17 protein-coding genes are annotated in these 20,538 nt (G+C 73.4%); 13 read left to right on the top strand and 4 right to left on the bottom strand.

Features of this window, described 5'->3' with window-relative positions:
- Positions 1–5: 5 nt before the first annotated feature.
- The gene (locus ABD191_RS05595) at positions 6–722 is read right to left on the bottom strand and encodes a winged helix-turn-helix transcriptional regulator (RefSeq protein ID WP_344077545.1); all 717 of its coding nucleotides are present in this window, start codon (positions 720–722) and stop codon (positions 6–8) included.
- A gap of 81 nt (positions 723–803) precedes the next feature.
- Here ABD191_RS05595 and ABD191_RS05590 point away from each other — a divergent pair, with 81 nt between their 5' ends.
- Complete coding sequence (locus ABD191_RS05590; protein ID WP_344077543.1) at positions 804–1,643, top strand: class I SAM-dependent methyltransferase; 840 nt, start codon at positions 804–806, stop codon at positions 1,641–1,643.
- A 44-nt stretch (positions 1,644–1,687) separates the two neighbouring features.
- On the opposite strand, the gene ABD191_RS05585 is transcribed toward ABD191_RS05590, so the two are convergent.
- On the bottom strand, positions 1,688–3,442 hold the full coding sequence (locus tag ABD191_RS05585; protein ID WP_344077541.1) for a serine/threonine-protein kinase: 1,755 nt from the start codon (positions 3,440–3,442) through the stop codon (positions 1,688–1,690).
- A gap of 72 nt (positions 3,443–3,514) precedes the next feature.
- Positions 3,515–3,991, bottom strand: coding sequence for a GbsR/MarR family transcriptional regulator (locus ABD191_RS05580; protein ID WP_344077539.1), 477 nt, complete (start codon positions 3,989–3,991; stop codon positions 3,515–3,517).
- A gap of 73 nt (positions 3,992–4,064) precedes the next feature.
- On the opposite strand from ABD191_RS05580, the gene ABD191_RS05575 reads away from it, so the two are divergent.
- The 10 genes from ABD191_RS05575 (at position 4,065) to ABD191_RS05530 (ending at position 15,988) form a co-directional block, all read left to right on the top strand.
- Positions 4,065–4,958, top strand: coding sequence for an ABC transporter ATP-binding protein (locus ABD191_RS05575; RefSeq protein WP_344077538.1), 894 nt, complete (start codon positions 4,065–4,067; stop codon positions 4,956–4,958).
- The gene (locus ABD191_RS05570; RefSeq protein ID WP_344077536.1) at positions 4,955–6,544 is read left to right on the top strand and encodes an ABC transporter permease; all 1,590 of its coding nucleotides are present in this window, start codon (positions 4,955–4,957) and stop codon (positions 6,542–6,544) included. Before ABD191_RS05575 ends, ABD191_RS05570 begins: the two co-directional genes overlap by 4 nt.
- 152 nt (positions 6,545–6,696) lie before the next feature.
- The gene (locus ABD191_RS05565; RefSeq protein ID WP_344077535.1) at positions 6,697–7,923 is read left to right on the top strand and encodes an extracellular solute-binding protein; all 1,227 of its coding nucleotides are present in this window, start codon (positions 6,697–6,699) and stop codon (positions 7,921–7,923) included.
- A gap of 28 nt (positions 7,924–7,951) precedes the next feature.
- Positions 7,952–8,311: a hypothetical protein gene (locus ABD191_RS05560; RefSeq protein WP_344077534.1), complete on the top strand. Its 360-nt coding sequence runs from the start codon at positions 7,952–7,954 to the stop codon at positions 8,309–8,311.
- Positions 8,312–8,402: 91 nt separating this feature from the next.
- Positions 8,403–9,971: an FAD-dependent oxidoreductase gene (locus ABD191_RS05555; protein ID WP_344077532.1), complete on the top strand. Its 1,569-nt coding sequence runs from the start codon at positions 8,403–8,405 to the stop codon at positions 9,969–9,971.
- 7 nt (positions 9,972–9,978) lie between these two features.
- Positions 9,979–11,025 carry an alpha-hydroxy acid oxidase gene (locus ABD191_RS05550; protein ID WP_344077530.1) on the top strand — a complete coding sequence of 349 codons (1,047 nt, stop codon included), beginning with the start codon at positions 9,979–9,981 and terminating at the stop codon, positions 11,023–11,025.
- Entirely contained in the window at positions 11,022–12,320 is a 1,299-nt protein-coding gene (locus tag ABD191_RS05545) for a cytochrome P450 (protein WP_344077528.1), read from the top strand. Before ABD191_RS05550 ends, ABD191_RS05545 begins: the two co-directional genes overlap by 4 nt.
- Complete coding sequence (locus ABD191_RS05540) at positions 12,317–13,933, top strand: MFS transporter (protein ID WP_344077525.1); 1,617 nt, start codon at positions 12,317–12,319, stop codon at positions 13,931–13,933. The genes ABD191_RS05545 and ABD191_RS05540 overlap by 4 nt, the downstream gene beginning before the upstream one ends.
- 52 nt (positions 13,934–13,985) lie before the next feature.
- On the top strand, positions 13,986–14,672 hold the full coding sequence (locus ABD191_RS05535) for a response regulator transcription factor (protein ID WP_344077523.1): 687 nt from the start codon (positions 13,986–13,988) through the stop codon (positions 14,670–14,672).
- A complete protein-coding gene (locus tag ABD191_RS05530) occupies positions 14,669–15,988 on the top strand; it encodes a sensor histidine kinase (RefSeq protein ID WP_344077521.1) in 1,320 nt (439 codons plus the stop codon). The genes ABD191_RS05535 and ABD191_RS05530 overlap by 4 nt, the downstream gene beginning before the upstream one ends.
- Here ABD191_RS05530 and ABD191_RS05525 read toward each other — a convergent pair.
- Positions 15,912–17,447 carry an aromatic amino acid ammonia-lyase gene (locus ABD191_RS05525; protein WP_344077520.1) on the bottom strand — a complete coding sequence of 512 codons (1,536 nt, stop codon included), beginning with the start codon at positions 17,445–17,447 and terminating at the stop codon, positions 15,912–15,914. The two genes, ABD191_RS05530 and ABD191_RS05525, sit on opposite strands and share 77 nt — an antisense overlap.
- Before the next feature lie 62 nt (positions 17,448–17,509).
- Between ABD191_RS05525 and ABD191_RS05520 the strand changes: the two genes are divergently transcribed.
- A complete protein-coding gene (locus ABD191_RS05520) occupies positions 17,510–19,063 on the top strand; it encodes an NAD(P)-binding domain-containing protein (protein ID WP_344077519.1) in 1,554 nt (517 codons plus the stop codon).
- Positions 19,047–20,537 (top strand): class I adenylate-forming enzyme family protein, encoded by a 1,491-nt coding sequence (locus ABD191_RS05515; protein ID WP_344077518.1) that lies wholly within the window; start codon positions 19,047–19,049, stop codon positions 20,535–20,537. Before ABD191_RS05520 ends, ABD191_RS05515 begins: the two co-directional genes overlap by 17 nt.
- Position 20,538: the final 1 nt, after the last annotated feature.

Here is a 20,538-nt window from a genome sequence, read left to right as displayed (position 1 = left end):
CAAGCCTACGACCCGCCTCGTTCCCCCGGCTGCACCGCCGCCAAGGAGTACGCGCGCGGCACGGCGGCGAACGGGCCCTGGGTGAACCAGTCGGGCACCCGCCGGCGCAGCTCGGTCGGGCCCTGGAGGGACAGGGTGCGGCTGCGCAGCGCGTCGGTCCAGCTGACGTCTCCGCGCCAGATCTCGGTCATCCGCCGCAGGCTCGTGTTCACCGTGACGGAGACGGGGAAACCGGGGTCGGTGTCGCAGACGTCGGCCTCCCGCGCCGTCAGCACCAGCCACCAGTCACGCAGGCCGGCCGGCACGTCGTCGAACCGGAACTGCAGGACCGACCGGCCGTCCGGCAGCGACTCGTGCGCGACGTTGCGGTGCATGTCCCACATGAGCAGCTTGGGATCCAGGTCGGCGTCGCCCAGCTCGCCGATCCACCGGATGCCCCACCTGCCGATCGCCTCCACGACCGGTCGCAGCTCCTGCCCGGCCAGGGTCAGCGCGTACCGGGCCTCGCCGTCGACCGTCCGCTTCTCGACAAGACCGGCGCCGGCCAACTGGGTCAGCCGCTTCGACAGCAGCGCGGGCGACATGCGCGGCAGGCCCCGACGCAGGTCGTTGAAGCGCTGGCTGCCCTGGGTCAGCTCGCGGACCAGCAGCAACGTCCACCGCTCGTCGAGCAGCTCCATGGCCTTCGCGACGGGGCAGAAATGGTGGTAGGAAGCGCCCATGGAGGCAGCGTAGGCGCGCCTCCGTCGCCCGGTACACATCGTGTACTAGTCGCGACACTGCGCCGTTTCTAGTTTTTGATTATGACGACAACGACGAACCCGGCCGACGCGGACCGGGAACTCAAGGCAAAGCACCGCGCGATGTGGGCACTCGGCGACTACCCGGCGGTGGCGACCGAGGTCATCGCGGAACTGGGTCCCGCGCTGGTCTCCGCGTGTGGGGTCAAGCCCGGCGACCAGGTGCTCGACGTAGCGGCCGGGTCCGGCAACGCGGCCGTCCCGGCCGCCCTCGCCGGCGCCGAGGTGGTGGCGAGCGACCTGACCCCCGAACTGCTCGACGTCGGCCGGCGCGCGGCCGAGCAGGCGGGTGCCGCGCTCGAGTGGCGGGTGGCCGACGCCGAGGCGCTGCCGTTCGCGGGCGGTCAGTTCGACGTGGTGATGTCCTGCGTGGGCGCCATGTTCGCCCCGCACCACCAGGCGACGGCCGACGAGCTGGTGCGGGTCTGCCGGCCGGGCGGCACGATCGGCCTGATCAGCTGGACCCCGGCCGGCTTCATCGGCCAGATGTTCGCCGCCATGAAGCCGTTCGCCGCCCCGCCGCCACCCGGCGCGCAGCCGCCGCCGCTGTGGGGCGACGAGGCGCATGTGCGGGCGCTGCTCGGTGACCGGGTCACCGAGGTCACGGCGACGCGGCGGATGTTGCGGGTCACCCGCTTCGACACGCCGGAGGCGTTCCGCGACTTCTTCAAGGCCACGTACGGCCCGACGATCGCCACGTTCGCCTTCAACGCCCAGGACCCGCAGAAGGTCGCGGACCTCGACCGGGAGCTGGTGGAGCTGGCCCGCCGCCACGACCTCGGCGGTGGGGCGATGGACTGGGAGTACCTGCTGGTGACGGCCCGCCGGGTGAATTCGGACTGACCAGAATGGGGGCGGTCCCATCGGGGCCGCCCCCATTCACGGGATCAGCCTCGGACCAGCGTGCCGGTCGCGGCCGTGCCCTCCACGTTGTCGGGGTCGATCCACCGGAAGCGGACCGAACCGTCGCCGGCCAGGGTGAGCACCACCAGGCCCTCGTAGCAGGCGGAGCCCTCGGTGAACCAGCCGGCGGTGGCCGTGGCCAGGTCGGCCGTCAGCGGGGCGCGGCAACGACGCGACGGGTACTCGATCGTGCCGACGGTCCGCAACGACCGCTCGTAGATCACGACGACGACCTCGTGGCGGTCGTCGTCGGTGGGCTGGACCGTGCCGCGCCAGGTGCCGACCAGGGTGGCCGGCAACTGTCCGGCGACGCGCGACAGGGTGCCGGTGACGGGCGGGTTGCCCGACTCGATGATGGCGCGGTAGGTCAGCTCGCCCGACGGCCGCGCGGTCAGCAGCAGGGGTACGGGCGTCAGGCAGTCAGCCGAACCTTTCGAGATCGTCTCGGTCACCCGGACGCCCTCGTCGCCGACGGCCGCGAGCCGTAACTCGCCGGAGCAGCCTGGAGCGGGGTAATGGACGGTGCCCACGACGGCGCCCACGCGGCCACCGTTGAGGGTCACCCGGACCGGGTACGTTCGATCGATGTCCGCCTGATGCAGGTCGCCGGCCCACGTGCCGAGATAGTCGGCCGCCACGGCGCTCTCCGCCGGCGGGCTGGTCGGATCGGGGCCGGGCCCCGCGCCGGAGCCGCGCAACGCGGCGACCGTGACCACGGCGGCGGCCGCGACGAGCAGTGCCGCGACGGCGATGAGCGACCGGCGCCGCGATGTCGGCGCGGCGTCCGGCCGCGCCGCTGGCGTGGCCTTCACGGCCGTGGTGGTGGCCGGCGCCGGATCGGCCGCGATGTCGTGACGGGCGGCGGCGACCCGCTCCCGCACGGCGGCCGACACCGCTGGCGGCAGCCACCCGTCGTGGAACGCGGCGGCCACCCCTCGCCGGGTGGGGTCCAGCCGTTCGGCGAGCGCCGCCAGGGTCGGCCGTTCGGCGGGGTCCTTCGCGAGGCACTGGTTCAGCAGGTCGCGCCATTGGGCGGGCGCGGCGTCGAGATCGGGTTCGGCGTACAGGACCCGGCCGATGAGCACCTGCGGCGGGCCGGCGCCGAACGGGCCGACCCCGGTCAGCGCGAAGGTGAGCACCGCACCGAGCGAGAACACGTCCGCAGCCGGGGCGAGGCCGCCGCCGTGGATCTGCTCGGGCGCGATGTACCCGGCCGTCCCGACCACGTACCCGGTCCTGGTGAGGCTGGTCGCGTCGGCCGCCTTCGCGATGCCGAAGTCGATGAGCCGCGGGCCGGCGGCGTCGAGCAGCACATTGGACGGCTTGAGGTCACGGTGGACCAGGCCGGCCCGCTCGACCTCCCGCAGCGCCGCCACGATCCCCGCGCCGAGCGCGGTCACGCTGGCGGACGGCAGCGGGCCGAACGTGCGCACCGCGGCTGCCAGCGACGGTCCGGCGACGTACTCGGTCGCGAGCCACGGATGGGCACCGTCCGCGTCCGCGTCGAGGACCTCAGCGACGTACGGGCTGCGCACCTGCCGCGCGGCGCGCACCTCCCGGCGGAACCGCGCCCGGAACTCCGGCTGCCCGGCCAGGCCCGGCAGGATCACCTTGACCGCCGCCGGGGTTCCACTCGGCGATACGGCCAGGTAGACCTGCCCCATCCCGCCGGCCGCGACCCGGCACACGAGCCGGTACCCGGACAGGGCGCGCGGGTCGGATGGTTCCAGTGGCGTCACGCCGGACCTCCCCGCGCCGGATGGTCCACCGTACCCGGCGCCGGAAGACCCCCGAGCGTCCGGGAATCCGGGCTAGGCGCGGGACCTGCGGTGGTCCTCCCAGCGGTCGAGGACGCCCTCCATCTCCTTGCGGAGGAACTCGAAGAACTCCACGGACTCCGCGAACCGCCGGCCGGCCGGAGTGTCCTCGCCGACCGCGCGGGCGCCGTCATGCAGGCCGGAGGACCAGCGGGCGAGGATGGAGTCGCGCTGGGCGATCGTCTGGTACAGCCAGTCGTCCTGGATGGCGTAGTGGTCGCGGCGCGAGCCCCGGTCGCGGCCACGCTGCGCGATGCCGACCTGGGTCAGGTACCGCACGCCGCCCGAGATCGCGGCCGGGCTGGCGTGCAGGCGCTCGGCCAGCTCGGCGGCGGTCAGCCGGCCCTCGTCGGTCGTCATGATCGTGATCGCGATGCGGGACGCGATGCGGGGCATGCCGGAGTCGACGAGCACCTGCGCGAAGCGCTCGACGAAGTGCTCGATCTCCTGGTTATCCCGCCGGCCGGGCATGCCACCTCCTAGCTCCTGAGACGAAGCTTACCGAAGCTTCACAAAATTGTGAAATCAGCGTAGCTTCCGAAGCATGACTGATGCGATCGCGGTCGCCGGACTGACCAAGTCATTCGGCTCCACGCGTGCGTTGGACGGTGTGGATCTCACCGTCCGCACCGGTGAGGTGCACGGGTTCCTGGGTCCGAACGGGGCCGGCAAGTCCACGACCATCCGGGTGCTGCTGGGGCTGCTGAAGGCGGACTCCGGGACGGCCACCCTGCTCGGCGGCGATCCCTGGCGCGACGCCGCCGAACTGCACCGCCGCCTGGCGTACGTCCCGGGCGACGTGAACCTGTGGCCCAACCTCAGCGGCGGCGAGGTGATCGACCTGCTGGGCCGGCTGCGCGGCGGCCTCGACCCGCGGCGGCGCGCCACCCTGCTGGAGCGCTTCGACCTGGACCCGACGAAGAAGGGCCGCACGTACTCCAAGGGCAACCGGCAGAAGGTCGCCCTTGTCGCGGCGCTCGCGTCCGACGTCGAACTGCTCATCCTCGACGAGCCGACCTCCGGCCTGGACCCCCTGATGGAGGCCACGTTCCGCGCGTGCATCAACGAGGAGCGCGCCGACGGCCGCACGGTGCTGCTGTCCAGCCACATCCTGTCCGAGGTGGAGGCCCTCTGCGACCGGGTGAGCATCATCCGGGCCGGCAAGGTCGTCGACACGGGGACCCTCACGCAGATGCGCCACCTGTCCCGCACGTCCATCACCGCCGAACTGGCGGCGCCGATCGACCTCGCCGCCGTGCCGGGCGTCCACGATGTCGTGGCCGAGGACCACCGGGTCGCGTTCGATGTGGACAACAACGAGCTCGACGCCGTCATGCGGCGCCTGGCCGAGGCCGGCGTGCGCTCGCTGACCAGCCAGCCGCCGACCCTGGAGGAGCTGTTCCTGCGGCACTACGCCGACGACCTGGTCTCGTCATGACCGCGCTCACGGGGACAGGGGCGTTACTGCGGCTGGCACTGCGGCTCGACCGGGTACGACTGCCCGTGTGGGTGCTCATCATCGGGACGCTGCCGGCGGTCACCGCCGCGCAGTACCAGGAGCTGTACCCGACGAAGGAGTCACTTGACCAGGTCAGCGGGGTGATCAGCAACCCGTCGCTGGTGGCCATCAACGGACCGCTGTTCGCGGGCGGTTCCATCGGCGCGCTGACCGCCTGGAAGGTCCTGGTCACCGAGGTGATCCTCGTCGGCCTCATGGCGATCCTCACGGTGATCCGGCACAGCCGCGTCGAGGAGGAGACCGGCCGCCTGGAGCTGCTGCGCGCCGGGGTCCTCGGCCGGCACGCCCCGCTCACGGCCGCGCTGCTGGCGGCCGGCTCCGCCGGCGTGGCCGCCGGCACCATCGCCGCGCTCGGCCTCATCGGCGCCCGGCAGCCGGCCGCCGGCTCGCTCGCCCTGGGCGCCGCGGTCGCCTTCACCGGGCTGCTGTTCGCCGCGGTCGCGGGTGTCGCCGCTCAGCTCACCGAGTCCGCCCGGTCGGCCACCGCCATCGGCACGGCCGTACTCGGTGGGGCGTACCTGCTACGCGCCGTCGGCGACGCCGGACCCACCTGGGTGTCCTGGCTGTCGCCGATCGGCTGGGCGTTGCGGCTGCGCCCGTACGCGGGCGAACGGTGGTGGACGCTCGGGCTCGTGACCGTCCTCGCCCTCGCGTGCGTCGCGGTCGCGTTCGTCCTCGCCGGCCGGCGTGACCTCGGCGCCGGCCTGCTCCCCCAGCGGCCCGGACCGGCGCGGGCCGAACCGGCGCTGCGCAGCCCGTTCGCGCTGGCCTGGCGGCTGCACCGCGGGCTGCTCATCGGCTGGGTCATCGGCATGGCCGTGTGGGGCGGGGTGCTCGGCGGTTCCGCCAAGGGCATCGGCGACGCGACCCTCGACAACGAGCGGATCACCGACCTGCTCAGCCGCCTCGGCGGCGCCGGCGCCCTGGTCGACGCGTACCTGGGTGCGGTGCTGGGCATCACCGGCCTCGTCGTGGCCGCGTACACCGTGCAGGCAACGCTGCGGCTGCGGGGCGAGGAGACCGCGGGCCGCCTGGAGCCGCTGTTGGCCACGCGGACCCGCCGGGTGCGGTGGGCGCTGAGCCACCTGGCGTTCGCGGTGTTCGGCACGGCCCTGCTACTCGCCGTCGCTGGCGCCGGCGCGGGCCTGGCGTACGGCGCGCAGGTCGGCGACGTCGGCGGGCAGACGGCCGCGCTGCTCGGCGCCGCGCTCGTGCAGGCCCCGGCCGCGTGGGTACTCGCGGGCATCGGCGCGGCCCTGTTCGGCCTGGCGCCCCGGCTCGCCGGTGGGATCACCTGGGCGGCGCTCGTGCTGTGCCTGCTGGTCCTGGAGATCGGCGAGATCCTCGGCCTCAGCCAGTGGATCATCGACGTCTCGCCGTTCGCCCACGTGCCGAAGCTGCCGGGCGCCGACTTCACGGTCGCGCCCCTGCTGTGGCTCACCGTGGCGGCCGCCGCCCTCGCGGCCGCCGGCCTGGCGGCCTTCCGCCGCCGCGACGTCGGCTGACACGGGTGGATCGGGGACGGGTCCGGTCCCCGATCCACCCGTCCAGCGACGTTTCTGAGGGACATCGACGAATCGCGATAAAACCTATACTGCCTATCGGTTCAAACGCCCGCGCTCGCATGAGCGTGGGCACTGAGCGTTAGGAGTGACTGTTGCCGGACCCGCGTTCCCGGCGAAGCTTCCTCACCGGCGTCCTGGCGTGCGGCACCTTGACCGCAGCCGCGACCTACGTGCTTCCCGGGGGCAGGAGCCTGCCCGCGGTGGAGCTCAACCTCGTCACGGGACCGGACTCGTCCGGCGTGCGCCCGCTGCTGGTCGACATGTGGAACCGCGCCAACCCCAACACGCGGGTCCGGGTCACCACGACCGCCGACACCACCACGGACCAGAAGCTCCAGATGCTCACGGAGGCCCGCAACGGCACCGCGGACATCGTCAACCTGGACACGATCGACATCCCGGAGTTCGCCAGGCAGGACCTGATCGTGCCGATCGAGCTGCCCGACGACCAGCTCTTCGTCGGCCGCACGATCGACGCCAGCCGGGTCGACAACCAGCCCGGACACTACTGGGCCGCGCCGTTCCACACCGACGTCGGGATGCTCTTCGAGCGCCTGGCGCCCGACGGGCCGCGCACCGAGGCGACGAGCCTGGCCGAGGTGCTGGACACCCGGGTTGCGCCGCGATCGCAGGGCTTCATCGGCCAACTGCGCCCCTCGTCGTCCGCGTCCTACGAGGCGTTCGTCGTCAACGTGCTCGAACACGCCATCAGCCGGGACAACGACATCCTCGACGGCTCCGGCATCCCCGCCTACGACCTCGTTCGATGGCAGAAGGCGCTCAACCCGCTGCGCGACGCCGTCGCGGACCGGCGGGTCACCCTCGCCGACAACGAGCAGGCCAGCCGGGAGCTGTTCACCGCCAACCCCGACCGCCGGTTCATGCGCAACTGGCCGGTGCACTACCGCGTCATGCAGCAGCACAGCGACGCGGATGTCAGGGCCGACCGGATCCGGGTCTACCCGCTGCCCGTCGGCATTCTCGGCGGCCGGAGCCTGGCGGTGGTGAGCAGGTCCGCACACCGGGGACGCGCCGCCGAGCTGATCCGCTTCCTCACCGGCGAGGAGGCGCAGAAGGTCACCGCCGCGTACGGGCTGCCCCCGACCCGCATCACCGCCTACGCCGATCCGAACCTCAAAGCGTTCATCCCCCACCTGGAGGCGATCCGGGGCGCGGTGGAGACCGCACGACCACGACCGACCCACTGGAACTACCCGGCTTTCGCCGCGGCCGTCGTCAAGCATGTGCTCCCGATGGTGCGCGACGGCCGCGACCTGCCGTCGGCGTTCGTCGACGAGATCCGCGCGGCGCTGGCGTGACTGACGGCCACCGTGGAGGTAGGCGCGCATGAGGATTGACCTGTGGCAGGTCCCCCTGCTGGTGGTGGCGGCGCTGGTCGCGGTCGACGTCGTCGGGCGGGCCGTCGTGAAGCGGTGGCGGCTGCCGACCGAGCGGCGCAAGCAGGTGAAGACCGCGAGTCTGGGCCTGCTGGCGGCCGTCATGCTGACGCTGCTGTGGCGGGCGTGGTCGCTGATCGGCACGTCGACGATGGCGAACGTCGCCGCGATCGTGTCCACGTCGATCGAGTGCGGCATGCTCTGGCTGACGTACCAGTCCTACCGCGAGACCGTCGCCGCGCGGGCCGCCGGACAGGCGCCGGACACCGGGCCGGCGCAGGACCCGCCCCACGACGACCCGGCGACCTGATCCACGCGGACCCGGTGCGCAGGCCGGTTTCTCAGCGCCCGCGGACGTCGGCACTGAAATCTTTCTGAGTTGGGCGCCGTACGTTCGGCCGGTGGCTGCGACGCTCCTGGACTACCTCATCATCGGCGCCGGGCCGGCCGGGCTGCAGCTCGCTGCCCTGCTCGAGCGCGACAACCGACGCGACTACCTCGTCCTCGAAGGCGCCGACGCGCCGGGCGCCTTCTTCACCCGCTTTCCCCGGCACCGGGTGCTCATCTCCATCAACAAGCCGCACACCGGTTCGACCGACCCGGAGCTGAACCTGCGGCTGGACTGGAACTCGCTGCTCGCCGGCGAGGACGCCCCGCTGTTCACCAGCTACACCGAGCGGTACTTCCCCGACGCCGACCTGTACGTGCGCTACCTGGCCGACTTCGCGGAGGCCACGGGCGCCCGGGTCCGCTACGGCACCAGGGTGACGCGGGTGGACCGCACCGGGGACCACCTCGAGGTCACCGACGCGGCCGGCGGCACGTACCGGGCCCGGTGCGTCATCGTGGCGACCGGGGTCTCCCAGCCGTACGTGCCGGACATCCCCGGCATCGAGACGGCCGAGCGCTACGACACGGTGTCGGTCAACGCGCGGGACTTCCTCGACCAGCGGGTGCTCATCATCGGCAAGGGCAACTCCGCGTTCGAGACGGCGGACAACCTCTTGGAGACGACCGCGGTCATCCACGTCGCCGGCCCGAGTTCGGTCCGGATGGCGTGGCGCACCCACTACGTGGGGCACCTGCGCGCCGTCAACAACAACTTCCTCGACACGTACCAGCTGAAGTCGGCCAACGCGATCCTGGACGGCGACGTACGCGAGATCCGCCGCGAGGCGGACGGGTACCGCGTCACCTTCAGCTTCAGCCGCGCCGACGAGGTCGTGCGCGAGCTGCGCTACGACCGGGTCATCGCGTGCACCGGGTTCCGGTTCGACCCGGACATCTTCGCCCCCGGCTGCCGGCCCGAACTGACCATCAAGGACCGGTTCCCGGCGCAGACGGACGAGTGGGAGTCCGTCAACGTCCCGGACGTGTTCTTCGCCGGCACGCTGTCGCAGGTGCGCGACTTCAAGAAGTCGACCGGCGGCTTCATCCACGGATTCCGCTACAGCGCGCGGGCGCTGCACAAGATCCTGGAGCGCCGCTATCACGGCGCGCCGTGGCCGGCGGAGAAGGTGGACGCCAACCCGGACGCCATCACCGACGCGATCATCGCCCGGATCAACCGCACGTCCGCGCTGTGGCAGCAGTTCGCCGTGCTCGCCGACGTGGTGACGGTCGCCGGCGGCGCCGCGCGCTACCACGACGAGGTGCCGGTGGACTACTTCGCCCGCGCGGGGCTGTCCACGGAGGACCACGCGGTGACGGACGCGTTCGTGGTCACCCTGGAGTACGGGCCGGACCACGACAAGGTCGACCCGTTCGACATCACGGTGACCCGGGTCGCCCAGGACACCGTCGGGCAGGCGCACGACGCCGCGTACCTGCACCCGGTCGTCCGCCACCACCGGGACGGGCAGGTTGTCGCCGTGCACCACCTGGCCGAGAACCTGGACAACCAATGGGACAAGCCCGACGTGCACCGCGCGCCGCTGGCGGCGTTCGTCGCCCGGTGCCTGTCCGCGTGACCCGGCCGTGCTGACTCTCAGCGACGTGCACGACGCGGCCGAGCGCCGGCTCGACCCGGTGCACTACGACTTCTTCGCCGGCGGGGCGGGCGAGGAGCGCACCGTGGCCGCCAACACGGAGGCGTTCGACCGGTACCGGCTCGTGCCGCGCGTGCTGCGCGGGGTGGGCCGCCGGGGACTGGACGTCGAACTGCTCGGCCAGGCGCTGAGCATGCCCGTGCTGGTGTCGCCGACGGCGTTCCACCGGCTGGCGCACCCGGACGGCGAGGTCGCCACCGCGCGGGCCGCGGCCGCGGCGCGGACGGTCATGATCTTGAGCATGGCGGCCACCCGCACCGTCGAGGACGTCGCGGCCACGGGGGTCCGGCTGTGGTTCCAGCTGTTCGTGCAGCCGGACCGCGCCTTCACGGAACGTCTCGTGCGGCGGGCGGAGAAAGCGGGGTGCGGCGCGCTCGTCGTCACGGTCGACGCGCCGCTGTTCGGGCGGCGCGACCGCGACGTGCGCAACGGCTTCGACGACCTACCCGCCGGGCTGGCGTGCGAGAACCTGCGGGAGGCGCCGACCGGCCCGCCCCGGCCGATCACCTGGGACCCCGAGCTGACCTGGGCGGACCTGGCCTGGGTGTGCGGCCTGACCCCGCTGCCCGTGCTGGTCAAGGGGATCCTGCACCCCGACGACGCCCACCTGGCGGTCGAGCACGGCGCCGGCGGGATCATCGTCTCCAACCACGGCGGCCGCCAGCTCGACGGCGCGACGGCCACCCTGGACGCGCTCACGGACGTCGTCGACGCGGTGGCCGGGCGCGTGCCCGTACTCCTCGACGGCGGCGTGCGGCGCGGCACCGACGTGGTGACGGCGCTGGCCCTCGGCGCGACCGCGGTCGGCATCGGCCGGCCGGTGGTCTGGGGCCTGGCCGCCGACGGGACGGCCGGCGTACGGCACGTCCTGGAACTGCTGCGCGGCGAGCTGGACCGCGCGATGGCGTTGTGCGGCGCGGACCGGGTCGCCGCGCTCGGACCCGACCTGGTCGACATCGGCCGGTGCCACCGATGAGGTTCCTGCCCAACCTGCTCATCCGGCTGCGGGAGCGGATCTTCGCCCGGCTCAACGGCGAGGACGGCATCCCGGTGCCCGGCCCGCTGGTGGGGGCCGAACACTTCGAGCGGGTGTACGCCGACCCCGCCGCCGACGGGCGCAGCCGGGGCGCCGGCCTGTCGGACCTGTTCTGGTACTGGCTCGCGCCCGGCCCGCAGATGCACCAGGAGCATCTGGAGCCCGGCGAGCGCTACCGGGTGGTGGCCCGCACGACCCGACGGGTGCTCGCGGTGCCCCCGCAGCGCTCGTACGACCTGGCCGCGGCGGCCGCGCGGCGGGCGCTGGACCGGCTGCCGCCCGATCGGACGAGCCTGGTGCGCCTGCGCGACCTCATGATGCCGATCTGGGCCGAGGTGTACTACGAGCTGGTCTTCGGCGAGCCGTGCCCGGCGTCCGCCCGCGCGCTCATCGTGGCCAACGCCGACGACGTCGTCACCGCCCTCAAGTGCTGCTCGCTGCGGCACATGGACCGCCGCGACCGGCTCACCCGGTACCTGCTCGACCGGCTGGCGGCCGGCACGGTGCCGGTCACGTTGCCGGCGCCGTTCACCGCGCAGGAGACCGCGTGGTACCTGCAGGGCGCCTTCTTCAACACGGCCGTGGTGCAGATGTCCGAGGCGATGGCGCACCTGCTGCTCGCCGTCGCCCAGCACCCGGCCGCGCAGCGGCGGCTGGTCGCCGGCCTCGACGACGACGCCGCCCTCGACCGGGTCATCGACGAGACCCTGCGCGTGCACCCGCTGTTCGGCGTCGCCCACCGCATCACGTCCGCGCCGATCGTCGTGGACGAGCGGGTCACCCTGCCCACCGGCTCGGTGCTGCTCTTCAACTACCTGGCCTACCAGCGGACCGGTCCGGCGGCGGACGACGCCTTCGACCCGGACCGGTGGCTCGGGCTCGACCGGCGCGACGCGCACTTCATCCCGTTCGGGGTGACCGCCAACCGGGCCTGCCCGGCGCGCGGCGCGGCTCCGGTGATGATGCGCGCGGTGATCCGGGAGACGCTACGCCGCTTCGCGCTCGTCTCCACGGTCGGGCACACCCGGTCGCTGCCCAGCCGCGGGCCCTGTTACCTCGTCCCACCCGGGGCGGCCGCGCCCGGCCCCGGCCGGCTGCGGCTGATGCGCTGGCGCGACACCTGGGCCGACCTGGGGCGCAGCGTCGTGCAGCTCTGCCTCGGCACCGTCATGGTCATCGACGCCCGCCGACAGCGACTGTGCACAACCTACTTCGAGGAGGCGCACGCTCCATGACCGTCACCGATGTGCCGCAACGCGCCCGCCGCCCGCTGCCCACAGCCGGGCGGTGGCTTTTCATCGCCGGCGTTGCGTGCGTGACCGCGGGCGTGGTGCTGCAGATACCCGACGTCGCGATGGTGATCGACGCGCACCGCATGCCGGACGACATGGACATGCAGAACGGCATGGGCATGGACGACATGGGCATGCCGGCGGGCATGTCGATGTGGACCACGTCGATGGTGGCCGGGATGCTCCTGGAGGTGGTCGGGCTGGTGGCGGCGGTGTTCGGTCTCTTCCGCGACGCCCCGCGCCAGGTGGGGGCGGGCGGGGTCGCGCCGGAGGCCATTGAGCACGGGGAGTTGCGGCCGATCCACGCGGTCACCTACCTCGTCCTGACGGTCGCGCTCGTGGTCGACATCATGAAGCCGCTCACCATCGGCTTCGTCCTGCCCGGCATGCGCGAGGAGTACGGCGTGTCAGAGGCGGTCGTGTCCGTGCTGCCACTCGTCGCGCTGACCGGGACGGCCATCGGGTCCATTGTCTGGGGCCTGCTCGGCGACCGGTTCGGCCGGCGGACCGCGCTCCTGCTCGCCACGCTGCTGTTCGTGGCGACGTCGGCGTGCGGCGCCATGCCGACGTTCTCCTGGAACCTGGTGATGTGTTTCCTGATGGGTTGCTCGGCGGGCGGCCTGTTGCCGCTGGTCTTCACGCTGGTCGCCGAACTGACGCCGCGCCGGCACCGCGGCTGGGTCGCGGTCGCCCTGGGCGGGGTCGGCGGGCTGGGCGGCTACCTCGCGGCGAGCGGCGCGGCCTTCTACCTGGAGCCCGGATACACCTGGCGGATCCTGTGGCTCATCGGGCTGCCGACCGGGCTGCTCCTGCTCGCCCTGTCGCCGCTCATCCCGGAGTCGCCGCTGTTCCTGCTGCGCATCGGGCGGCGCGAGCAGGCCGAGGCGGTGCTGCGCCGGTACGGTTCGCATCTGCGCGAGCCGCAGGAGCCGGTGCCCGCCGACTCCGGGCAGCGGCCGGGAGCGCTCGCCCTGATCCGCCAGTACCCGACAGCGACCGCCGTCATCGGCATCGTCGGGATCGTGTGGGGGCTGGTCAACTTCGGCTTCCTCGTCATGCTGCCGTCCCAGCTGCACAACTCGGGCATGGTCGGCGGCGCCGCGAGCGGCGTGCTCGCGCGCTCGGCCCTGTATTCCGCCCCGGCGCTGATCGTCGTGGTCCTGCTGTACATGTACTGGCACGGTCGGCGCAGCCTCGCCCTGTTCATCGCGGCGACCGCGGTGGGGCTGGGCGGCATCGCGCTGTGGAGCGCGCGCGGCACGAACGGCGCGCTGCTGGTGTTCTCCGTCGGCATGCTCGTCCTCGCCCTGTCGGGCATCAACGCGATGCTCCTGCCGTACAGCGCCGAGATCTACCCGACAGCGTTGCGCGCCACGGGTTCCGGGTTCGCCGCCGCGGCGACGAAGGTCGGCGGCGTGCTCGGCCCGTCCGCGATGCTGCTCATGCTGAAGCTCGACGGCGGGCTGCGGGTCCCCGCGTTCGTCCTGGGTGCGCTCGGCCTAGCCTCTGCGGCGCTCATGCTCAAGTGGGGAGCGCGAGCTAATCAGCCTGTATAAAAAGATGTCCATCACTATTCTCGGCCCCTCCCGCGCGTGCGATGCTGACCGCATGGGAAGCATCCCACGGACGATCGACTCGCCGCGCCGACTGCTTCTCGTCGAGGACGACACCGAACTCGCGGAGCTGCTCAACGGCGCCCTGAGCGACGAGGGCTACCACGTCGACGTGGCCCGCGACGGTCACCTCGGGCTGCACCTGGGGCTCACCCGGCCGTACGACGTGGTGGTCATCGACCGCATGCTGCCGGCGCTGGACGGGCTCGACCTGCTCGCCCGGCTGCGCGCCAGGGCCGTGCGGGCGCGTGCCCTGGTGCTGACCGCGCTCGGCACGGTGTCCGACCGGATCGACGGCCTCGACGCCGGCGCGGACGACTACCTCGCCAAGCCGTTCGACCTCGACGAGCTGAGCGCCCGGCTGCGCGCCCTGTGCCGGCGCAGCCTGGAGCTGGCCGACGCCCTGCGCATCGGCGCGGCCCACCTCGACCTGGGCCTGCGTGACGTGGTGCTGCCCGGCGGGCGCCGGGTCGCGCTCACGTCCCGCGAGTTCGAGCTGCTGCGCGTGCTCGCCTCCCGGCCGAACATCGTCCACTCGCGCGCCGAGCTGCGCCGCCGCGTCTTCGAGGACTCCCCGGCGGCGTCCATCGTGGACACGTATGTCTACTACCTGCGCCGCAAGCTCGGCCGTCCGGTCGTGCGTACGGTGCACGGCATCGGTTACCGGCTGGGCACGCTGTGAGAGCGGGCCGCGGCCTCGTGGTGCCCGACGGCCAGGCGCTCGGCGGGTCCTGGGTCGAGCCGGAGCGGGCGGTGATCCGTCGCGCCCGGGTCCGCGTCAGCGTCCTGGTCGGATCGGTCATCACCCTGCTCGTGACGGCGGTCGGCGCGATCGCGTACGCCGTGCTGGTCGACTCACAGGACGGTCAGATCAGCCGCGAGCTGGAGATCAGCGCCACGTTCGGCGAGCTCGCGGCCCCACCCGTGTGCACCTGGGTGTTCGCGATGGACGGCGGCGTGGTGGCCGGTGCCCCCGTGCCGTCCCCGGCCGGGTTCCCGCTGCGCGCCGACCTCGACCAGGTGAGCGCCTCAGGGGCGACGATCGAGCGGACCCTGGTGCGCAACGGCACGCAGTACCGGGTGCGTACGCAGGCCCGCTCCGACGGCCGCACGTACCAGGCGGTCATCGACATGCGCTACCAGCTCGCCGACCGGGGATACCTGCTGCGCGCCCTCGCCCTCGCGGAGGCCATGGGCCTGTTCGTCGCGGGGCTGACGGGCGTCTTCGTGGGCCGGCGGGCGGTCGCGCCGCTCGCCGAGGCGCTGGCCAAGGAGCGCCGCTTCGTCGCCGACGCGAGCCACGAGCTGCGCACCCCGATCACCCAGGCGTACACCCGGCTGCAGGTGCTCGGGCGGTTGGCGGAACGCGACGAGCTGGCGGACGAACACCGCGACGGCCTGAACCGGCTCGGCGGCACGCTGCGCCGGCTCTCGGAGATCGTCGACGACCTGCTGCTCTCGGCCCGGCTGGCGGCGAGCCCCACCGCGCGTGACGGCCCGCCGCTGAACCTGGTCACGCTCGCCGAGGCGGCCGTCGCCGCGGAGGCCGACCGCGCGGCCGAGCGGCAGCTCACCCTCACGGTGGACCGGCCCGGGGACCCGCTGTTCGTGCAGGGGGTCGACTCGGCGTTGCGGCGGGCGATCGGCGAGCTGCTCGCCAACGCCATCGGGCACACCCCGCCGGGTGGCCGGATCCGGCTGGCCCTGCGCCGGGTCGCGCCGGGTCAGGTGGAGTTGAGCGTCACCGACACCGGCCACGGGTTCGACCCCGCGGACGCCGAATGGATCTTCAGCCGGTTCCGCCACGGCCCCCGCGGCGAGGGTCACCGCTACGGGCTGGGTCTCGCGCTGACCCGCGAGGTGGTGACGAGTCACGGCGGCACCATCGAGGCGGTGGGCGCGCCCGGCCAGGGGGCGCAATTCACCATCCGGCTGCCGGAGTCGCGGGCGTCCCGACCTCGCCGGTCGCGTCCGGGCGCGCCGGAACCAGCGCCGTGACCTGTTCGGCCGCCGCGCGCACGTCGGCATCCAGCGGGCGGTCCGGGTCCACCGGGTCCACCGCGGCGGCGAGCGCGTCCAGCGCGGCGGCGCACGCGGGCGCGGTCGGGCGCCGGGCGCCGACGTGTGCCGCCTGCCGCAGGCCCAGTGCGAGTGAGCCGCACAGCAGGCGCAGCAACGCGGCCATGTCGTAGGCGCGCAGCGCCGCCTGCGTGCCGAACGGCACCACGTCCTGGTTGTGCAGGTTGGTCGGCACGCTCTGCATGCTGGCGGGCAGGGCGGCGCGACGGATCTCGACGACCAACGCGGTCGTCGCGAGCTGGACGCCCTGCAGCCCGTGCTGCTGGCCGGGCCGCGCGGTGAGCATGGGCGGCAGGCCGCCGTTGCGGTTCGGGTCGACCAGGAGGTCCAGCTGCCGCTCGGCGAGGTTGGCCAACTGGGCGGTGACCGTGGCGAGCAGGTCGGCGGCGAACGCGGCCGGCTGGCCGAAGAAGTTGCCGCCGTGCACGACCACATCGTCGTCCGGGAAGAACAGCGGGTTGTCGCTGACCCCGCGCAGGTCGGCCGCGACGACGCCGTCGACGTAGCGCAGCGCGTCCTCGGCCGCGCCGAGCAGCTGCGGCGAGCAGCGGATGCTGTACGGCTCCTGCAGCGCCCGCGAGCCCGACGGGGTGATCCCGGCGAGGGTGGCGCGCATCGTCTCCCCCACGTCGGCCGCGCCGCGGTGGCCGTACGCGGCCAGCAGCCGCGCGTCGCAGAATCCGGGGTCGGCGCCGAGCAGGTCGACCAGCAGGCAGGTGAGCAGCGTCAGCGCCCGGTGCGTGGCGCGGACGCTGTCCAGCGCCAGGGCCAACGCGGCGGTCGTCACGGACGTGCCGTTGACCAGCGCGAGCGCGTCGCGGCCGTCGAGGGCCAGGGGCGCCAGCCCGGCGCGGGTCAGCGCCTGCGCGGCGGGCAGCCGCTCGCCGTCGAGGTACGCGTGCCCGCGCCCGCGCAGCGCCTGCGTGGCGTACGCGAGCGGGATCAGGTCGCCGCTCGCCCCGACCGAGCCGTAGCGGGGCACGGCCGGCACGAGCGTCGTCGCGAACATCGCGGCGAGTCCGTCGACCACCCGGGCCGAGACCCCGGACAGGCCCTGCGCGAGCGACCACGCGCGGATCAGCATGGTGGCCCGGGTGACGTCCGCCGGCAGGTCGGGCCCTTGCCCGGCGCCGAGGTGGGCCAGCGTGTTGTCGCACTGGTCCACATCGGAATCACGGCCCCGGAAGCCCGCGAGGGCGCCGAAGCCGGTGGTCGCCCCGTACACCGGGCGCTCCTCGTCGGACAGCACGCCGCGCAGGAACTGCCGGCCGCGCTCGATGCGCGCCCGTACCTCCTCGTTCACGAGTACCGGCACGGGCGTCACGGCGCGGCGCAGGTCCGCGACCCGCAGCGGTGCGCCGAGGTCGATGACGATCACGTCCACGACCGTACGGCCGAAATCTCAGAGCCTTCTGAACTGGCCCGACTACCGTCCACGCCATGGCGTACGACTACCTGGTCATCGGGGCCGGGCCGGCCGGCCTGCAGCTCGCCGCGCTGCTGGAGCGGGGCGGTCACGACTATGTCGTCCTCGAGCGCGGCAGCGGTCCCGGCACCTTCTTCACCCGCTATCCCCGGCACCGTCAGCTGATCTCCATCAACAAGGTGCACACCGGCTACGACGACCCGGAGCTGCGGCTGCGGATGGACTGGAACTCGCTGCTGTCCGACGATCCCGAGCTGCTGTTCACCCGCTACAGCCGGCGCTACTTCCCGCCCGCCGACGAGCTGGTGCGCTACCTCGCCGACTTCGCGGCGCGCACGGGCGTGCGCGTGCACTACGACACGGAGGTCGTGCGCGTCACCCGCGACGGCGACGGCTTCGTCGCCACCGACCACACGGGGCAGACCTGGCACGCGAAGCGCATCGTCGCCGCCACGGGCGTGTCCCGGCTGTACGTGCCCGACATCCCCGGCATCGACGCGGCCGAGCACTACGACACGTTCGACACCGACCCGGAGTCGTTCACCAACCAGCGGGTCCTCATCATCGGCAAGGGCAACTCCGCGTTCGAGACCGCCGACGCGCTGACCGAGACCGCCGCGGTCATCCACGTGGCCGGGCCGCACTCGGTGCGGTTCGCGTGGCAGACCCACTTCGTCGGCCACCTACGCGCCGTCAACAACAACTTCCTCGACACGTACCAGCTGAAGTCGCAGAACGCGGTCCTCGACGGGACCATCGAGAGCATCGAGCCCCGCCCGGAGGGCGGCTACCGGGTGCTGTTCCGCTACGCCCGCACCGTGGAGGCGTTGCGGGTGCTGGAGTACGACCGGGTGATCGCGTGCACCGGGTTCCGGTTCGACGCCTCCGTGTTCGACGAGGAATGCCGGCCCCGGCTTGTGATCAAGGAGCGCTTCCCGGAGCAGACCGAGGCGTACGAGTCCGTGAACGTGCCCGGCCTGTACTTCGCCGGCACGGTCACCCAGCAGCGGGACTTCAAGCGGTCCACGAGCGGCTTCATCCACGGCTTCCGGTACGGCGCCCGCGCGCTGTACCGCATCCTCGCCCGCCGCTACCACGGCACGGACTGGCCGGCCGAGAAGGTCGCGGCGACCCCGGAGGGCATCGCGGACGCAATCGTCGCCCGGGTCAACCGCAGCTCCGCCCTGTGGCAGCAGTTCGGCGTGCTCGCCGACGTGGTCACCGTGGAGGCCGACGTGGCCCTGTACCAGGAGGAGGTACCCGTGCCGTACGCGTTGGCCGACGAGTTCGGCCGCCCGCGGCACGCCTTCGTCACCACGCTGGAGTACGGGCCGGACCACGACCACGTCGACCCGTTCGACATCTCGGTGCCCCGGCCACGGGAGAACGACGCCGCCCACGCCCATGACGCGAGCTACCTGCACCCGGTGGTCCGGTACTACCGCGACGGCGCGCTCGCCGGCACCCACCACCTCGCGGAGAACCTCGAGAACGAGTGGAACTTCCCGGCCGTACATCAGCAGCCGTTGGCGGTGTTCGTCAAGGAGTGCCTTGCCGACGTCCGCTGACCCGCCCCCGTACCCCGGGCCGGTTCTGGACCTGCTCGCGGCGGCCGGCGACCGAGCGGTGTTCGAGCACGGCGCCCGCCGCGTCGGCGGCGCGCGGCTGCTGAGCCTGGTCCACCGCATCGCGGCCGGCCTGCGCGCCGCCGGTGTCGGCCCGGGCAGCGGCGTGGCCATGATGGTCGGCGTCACCCCGGAGGCGTTCGCCGCCATCCTCGCCGCCCACGTCGTGGGGGCCCGGGTCGCCGGCGTACGCCCCGGGCTCGCCGGGGACCACCTGCGCGACATCCTGCGCCGCGACGTCGACGTGGTGGTCACCGACGCCGCCGCGCCACCGGCCGCGCCGCGCGTGCTGACCGTCGACGCCCTGCTCGCCGCCCCGGACGGGGCGGGCCCGCCGCCCCTGGCCGCCCGGCCCGGCGACGTGGCCCGGCTCATCTACACCAGCGGCAGCACCGGCCGGCCCAAGGCGTGCGCCCAGACGTACGCGGCGCTGTCGGCCGCCTGGACCGCGCGCCCGGACGCGTGGCCGCCCGTGATCCGCGACCTCGCCACGCGGCTGGACCGCCATCTCGTCTTCGGCTCCCTCAGCAGCCAGGTCATGATGGAGTACGGCGTGCTCGCGCTCGCGGCGGGCGGCACCATGGTCGTCCCCGACTCGCCCGCGCTGCCCGACGCCCTCGTGCGGCACCGCGCCTCGTCCAGCGTGATCACGGTGGCGCGGCTGCGCCGGCTGGTCGCCGGGCAGCGGCGCGCGCCGGTCGACCTGAGCGGCCTGCGGGCCCTCATGGTGTCCGGGTCCCCGATCGACGCGGGCGCCCTGCGCGAGGCCCGCGACGTGCTGGGGCCGGTGGTGTTCCACGGCTACGGCCAGACCGAGACCGGCATGATCTCCATGGCCGGGCCGTCGGACGTCAGCGGCTCGGTGGGTCACCCGCCCGACGCCGTCGACGTCGTCGTCCGCGGTCCGGACGGCGCCCCGGTGCCGGCGGGCGTGGACGGTGAACTGTTCGTGCGCACCCCGGCCCAGGCGATCGGGTACTGGGCCGACCCGGCCGAGACCGCGGAGGTCTTCACCGACGGCTGGGTACGCACCCGCGACCTGGGGCACCTCGACGCCGACGGGCGGCTGTACCTCACCGGTCGCACCCGTGACGTCATCATCGTCAACGCGAACCTCTACTACGCCGGCCCGATCGAACGCGTCCTGGCCGGCCACCCGGACGTCGCCGAGGCGTACGTGGTCGCCGCCCCCGACGAGGCGACCGGCGAGGCGGCGCACGCCTTCGTGGTGCCGGCGGACGGCCGGGCGCCGGACCTCGACGCCCTGCGCGGCCTCGTCGCCGCCCAGGTCGGCCAGGAATGCGCGCCCGCGACCATCACGATCATCGACGCGGTACCCCTGGCCGCGAGCGGGAAGCCGGACAAGGGTGCCCTCGCGGCGGGCGCGGCCCGCTCCCCGGGCCGGGCCGGACCGTAGC

Source organism: Luedemannella helvata (assembly GCF_039528415.1).
GTDB lineage: Bacteria > Actinomycetota > Actinomycetes > Mycobacteriales > Micromonosporaceae > Luedemannella > Luedemannella helvata.
The sequence above is the reverse complement of the archived record's forward strand: the minus strand, read 5'-3'. Positions and strand labels throughout refer to the sequence as shown.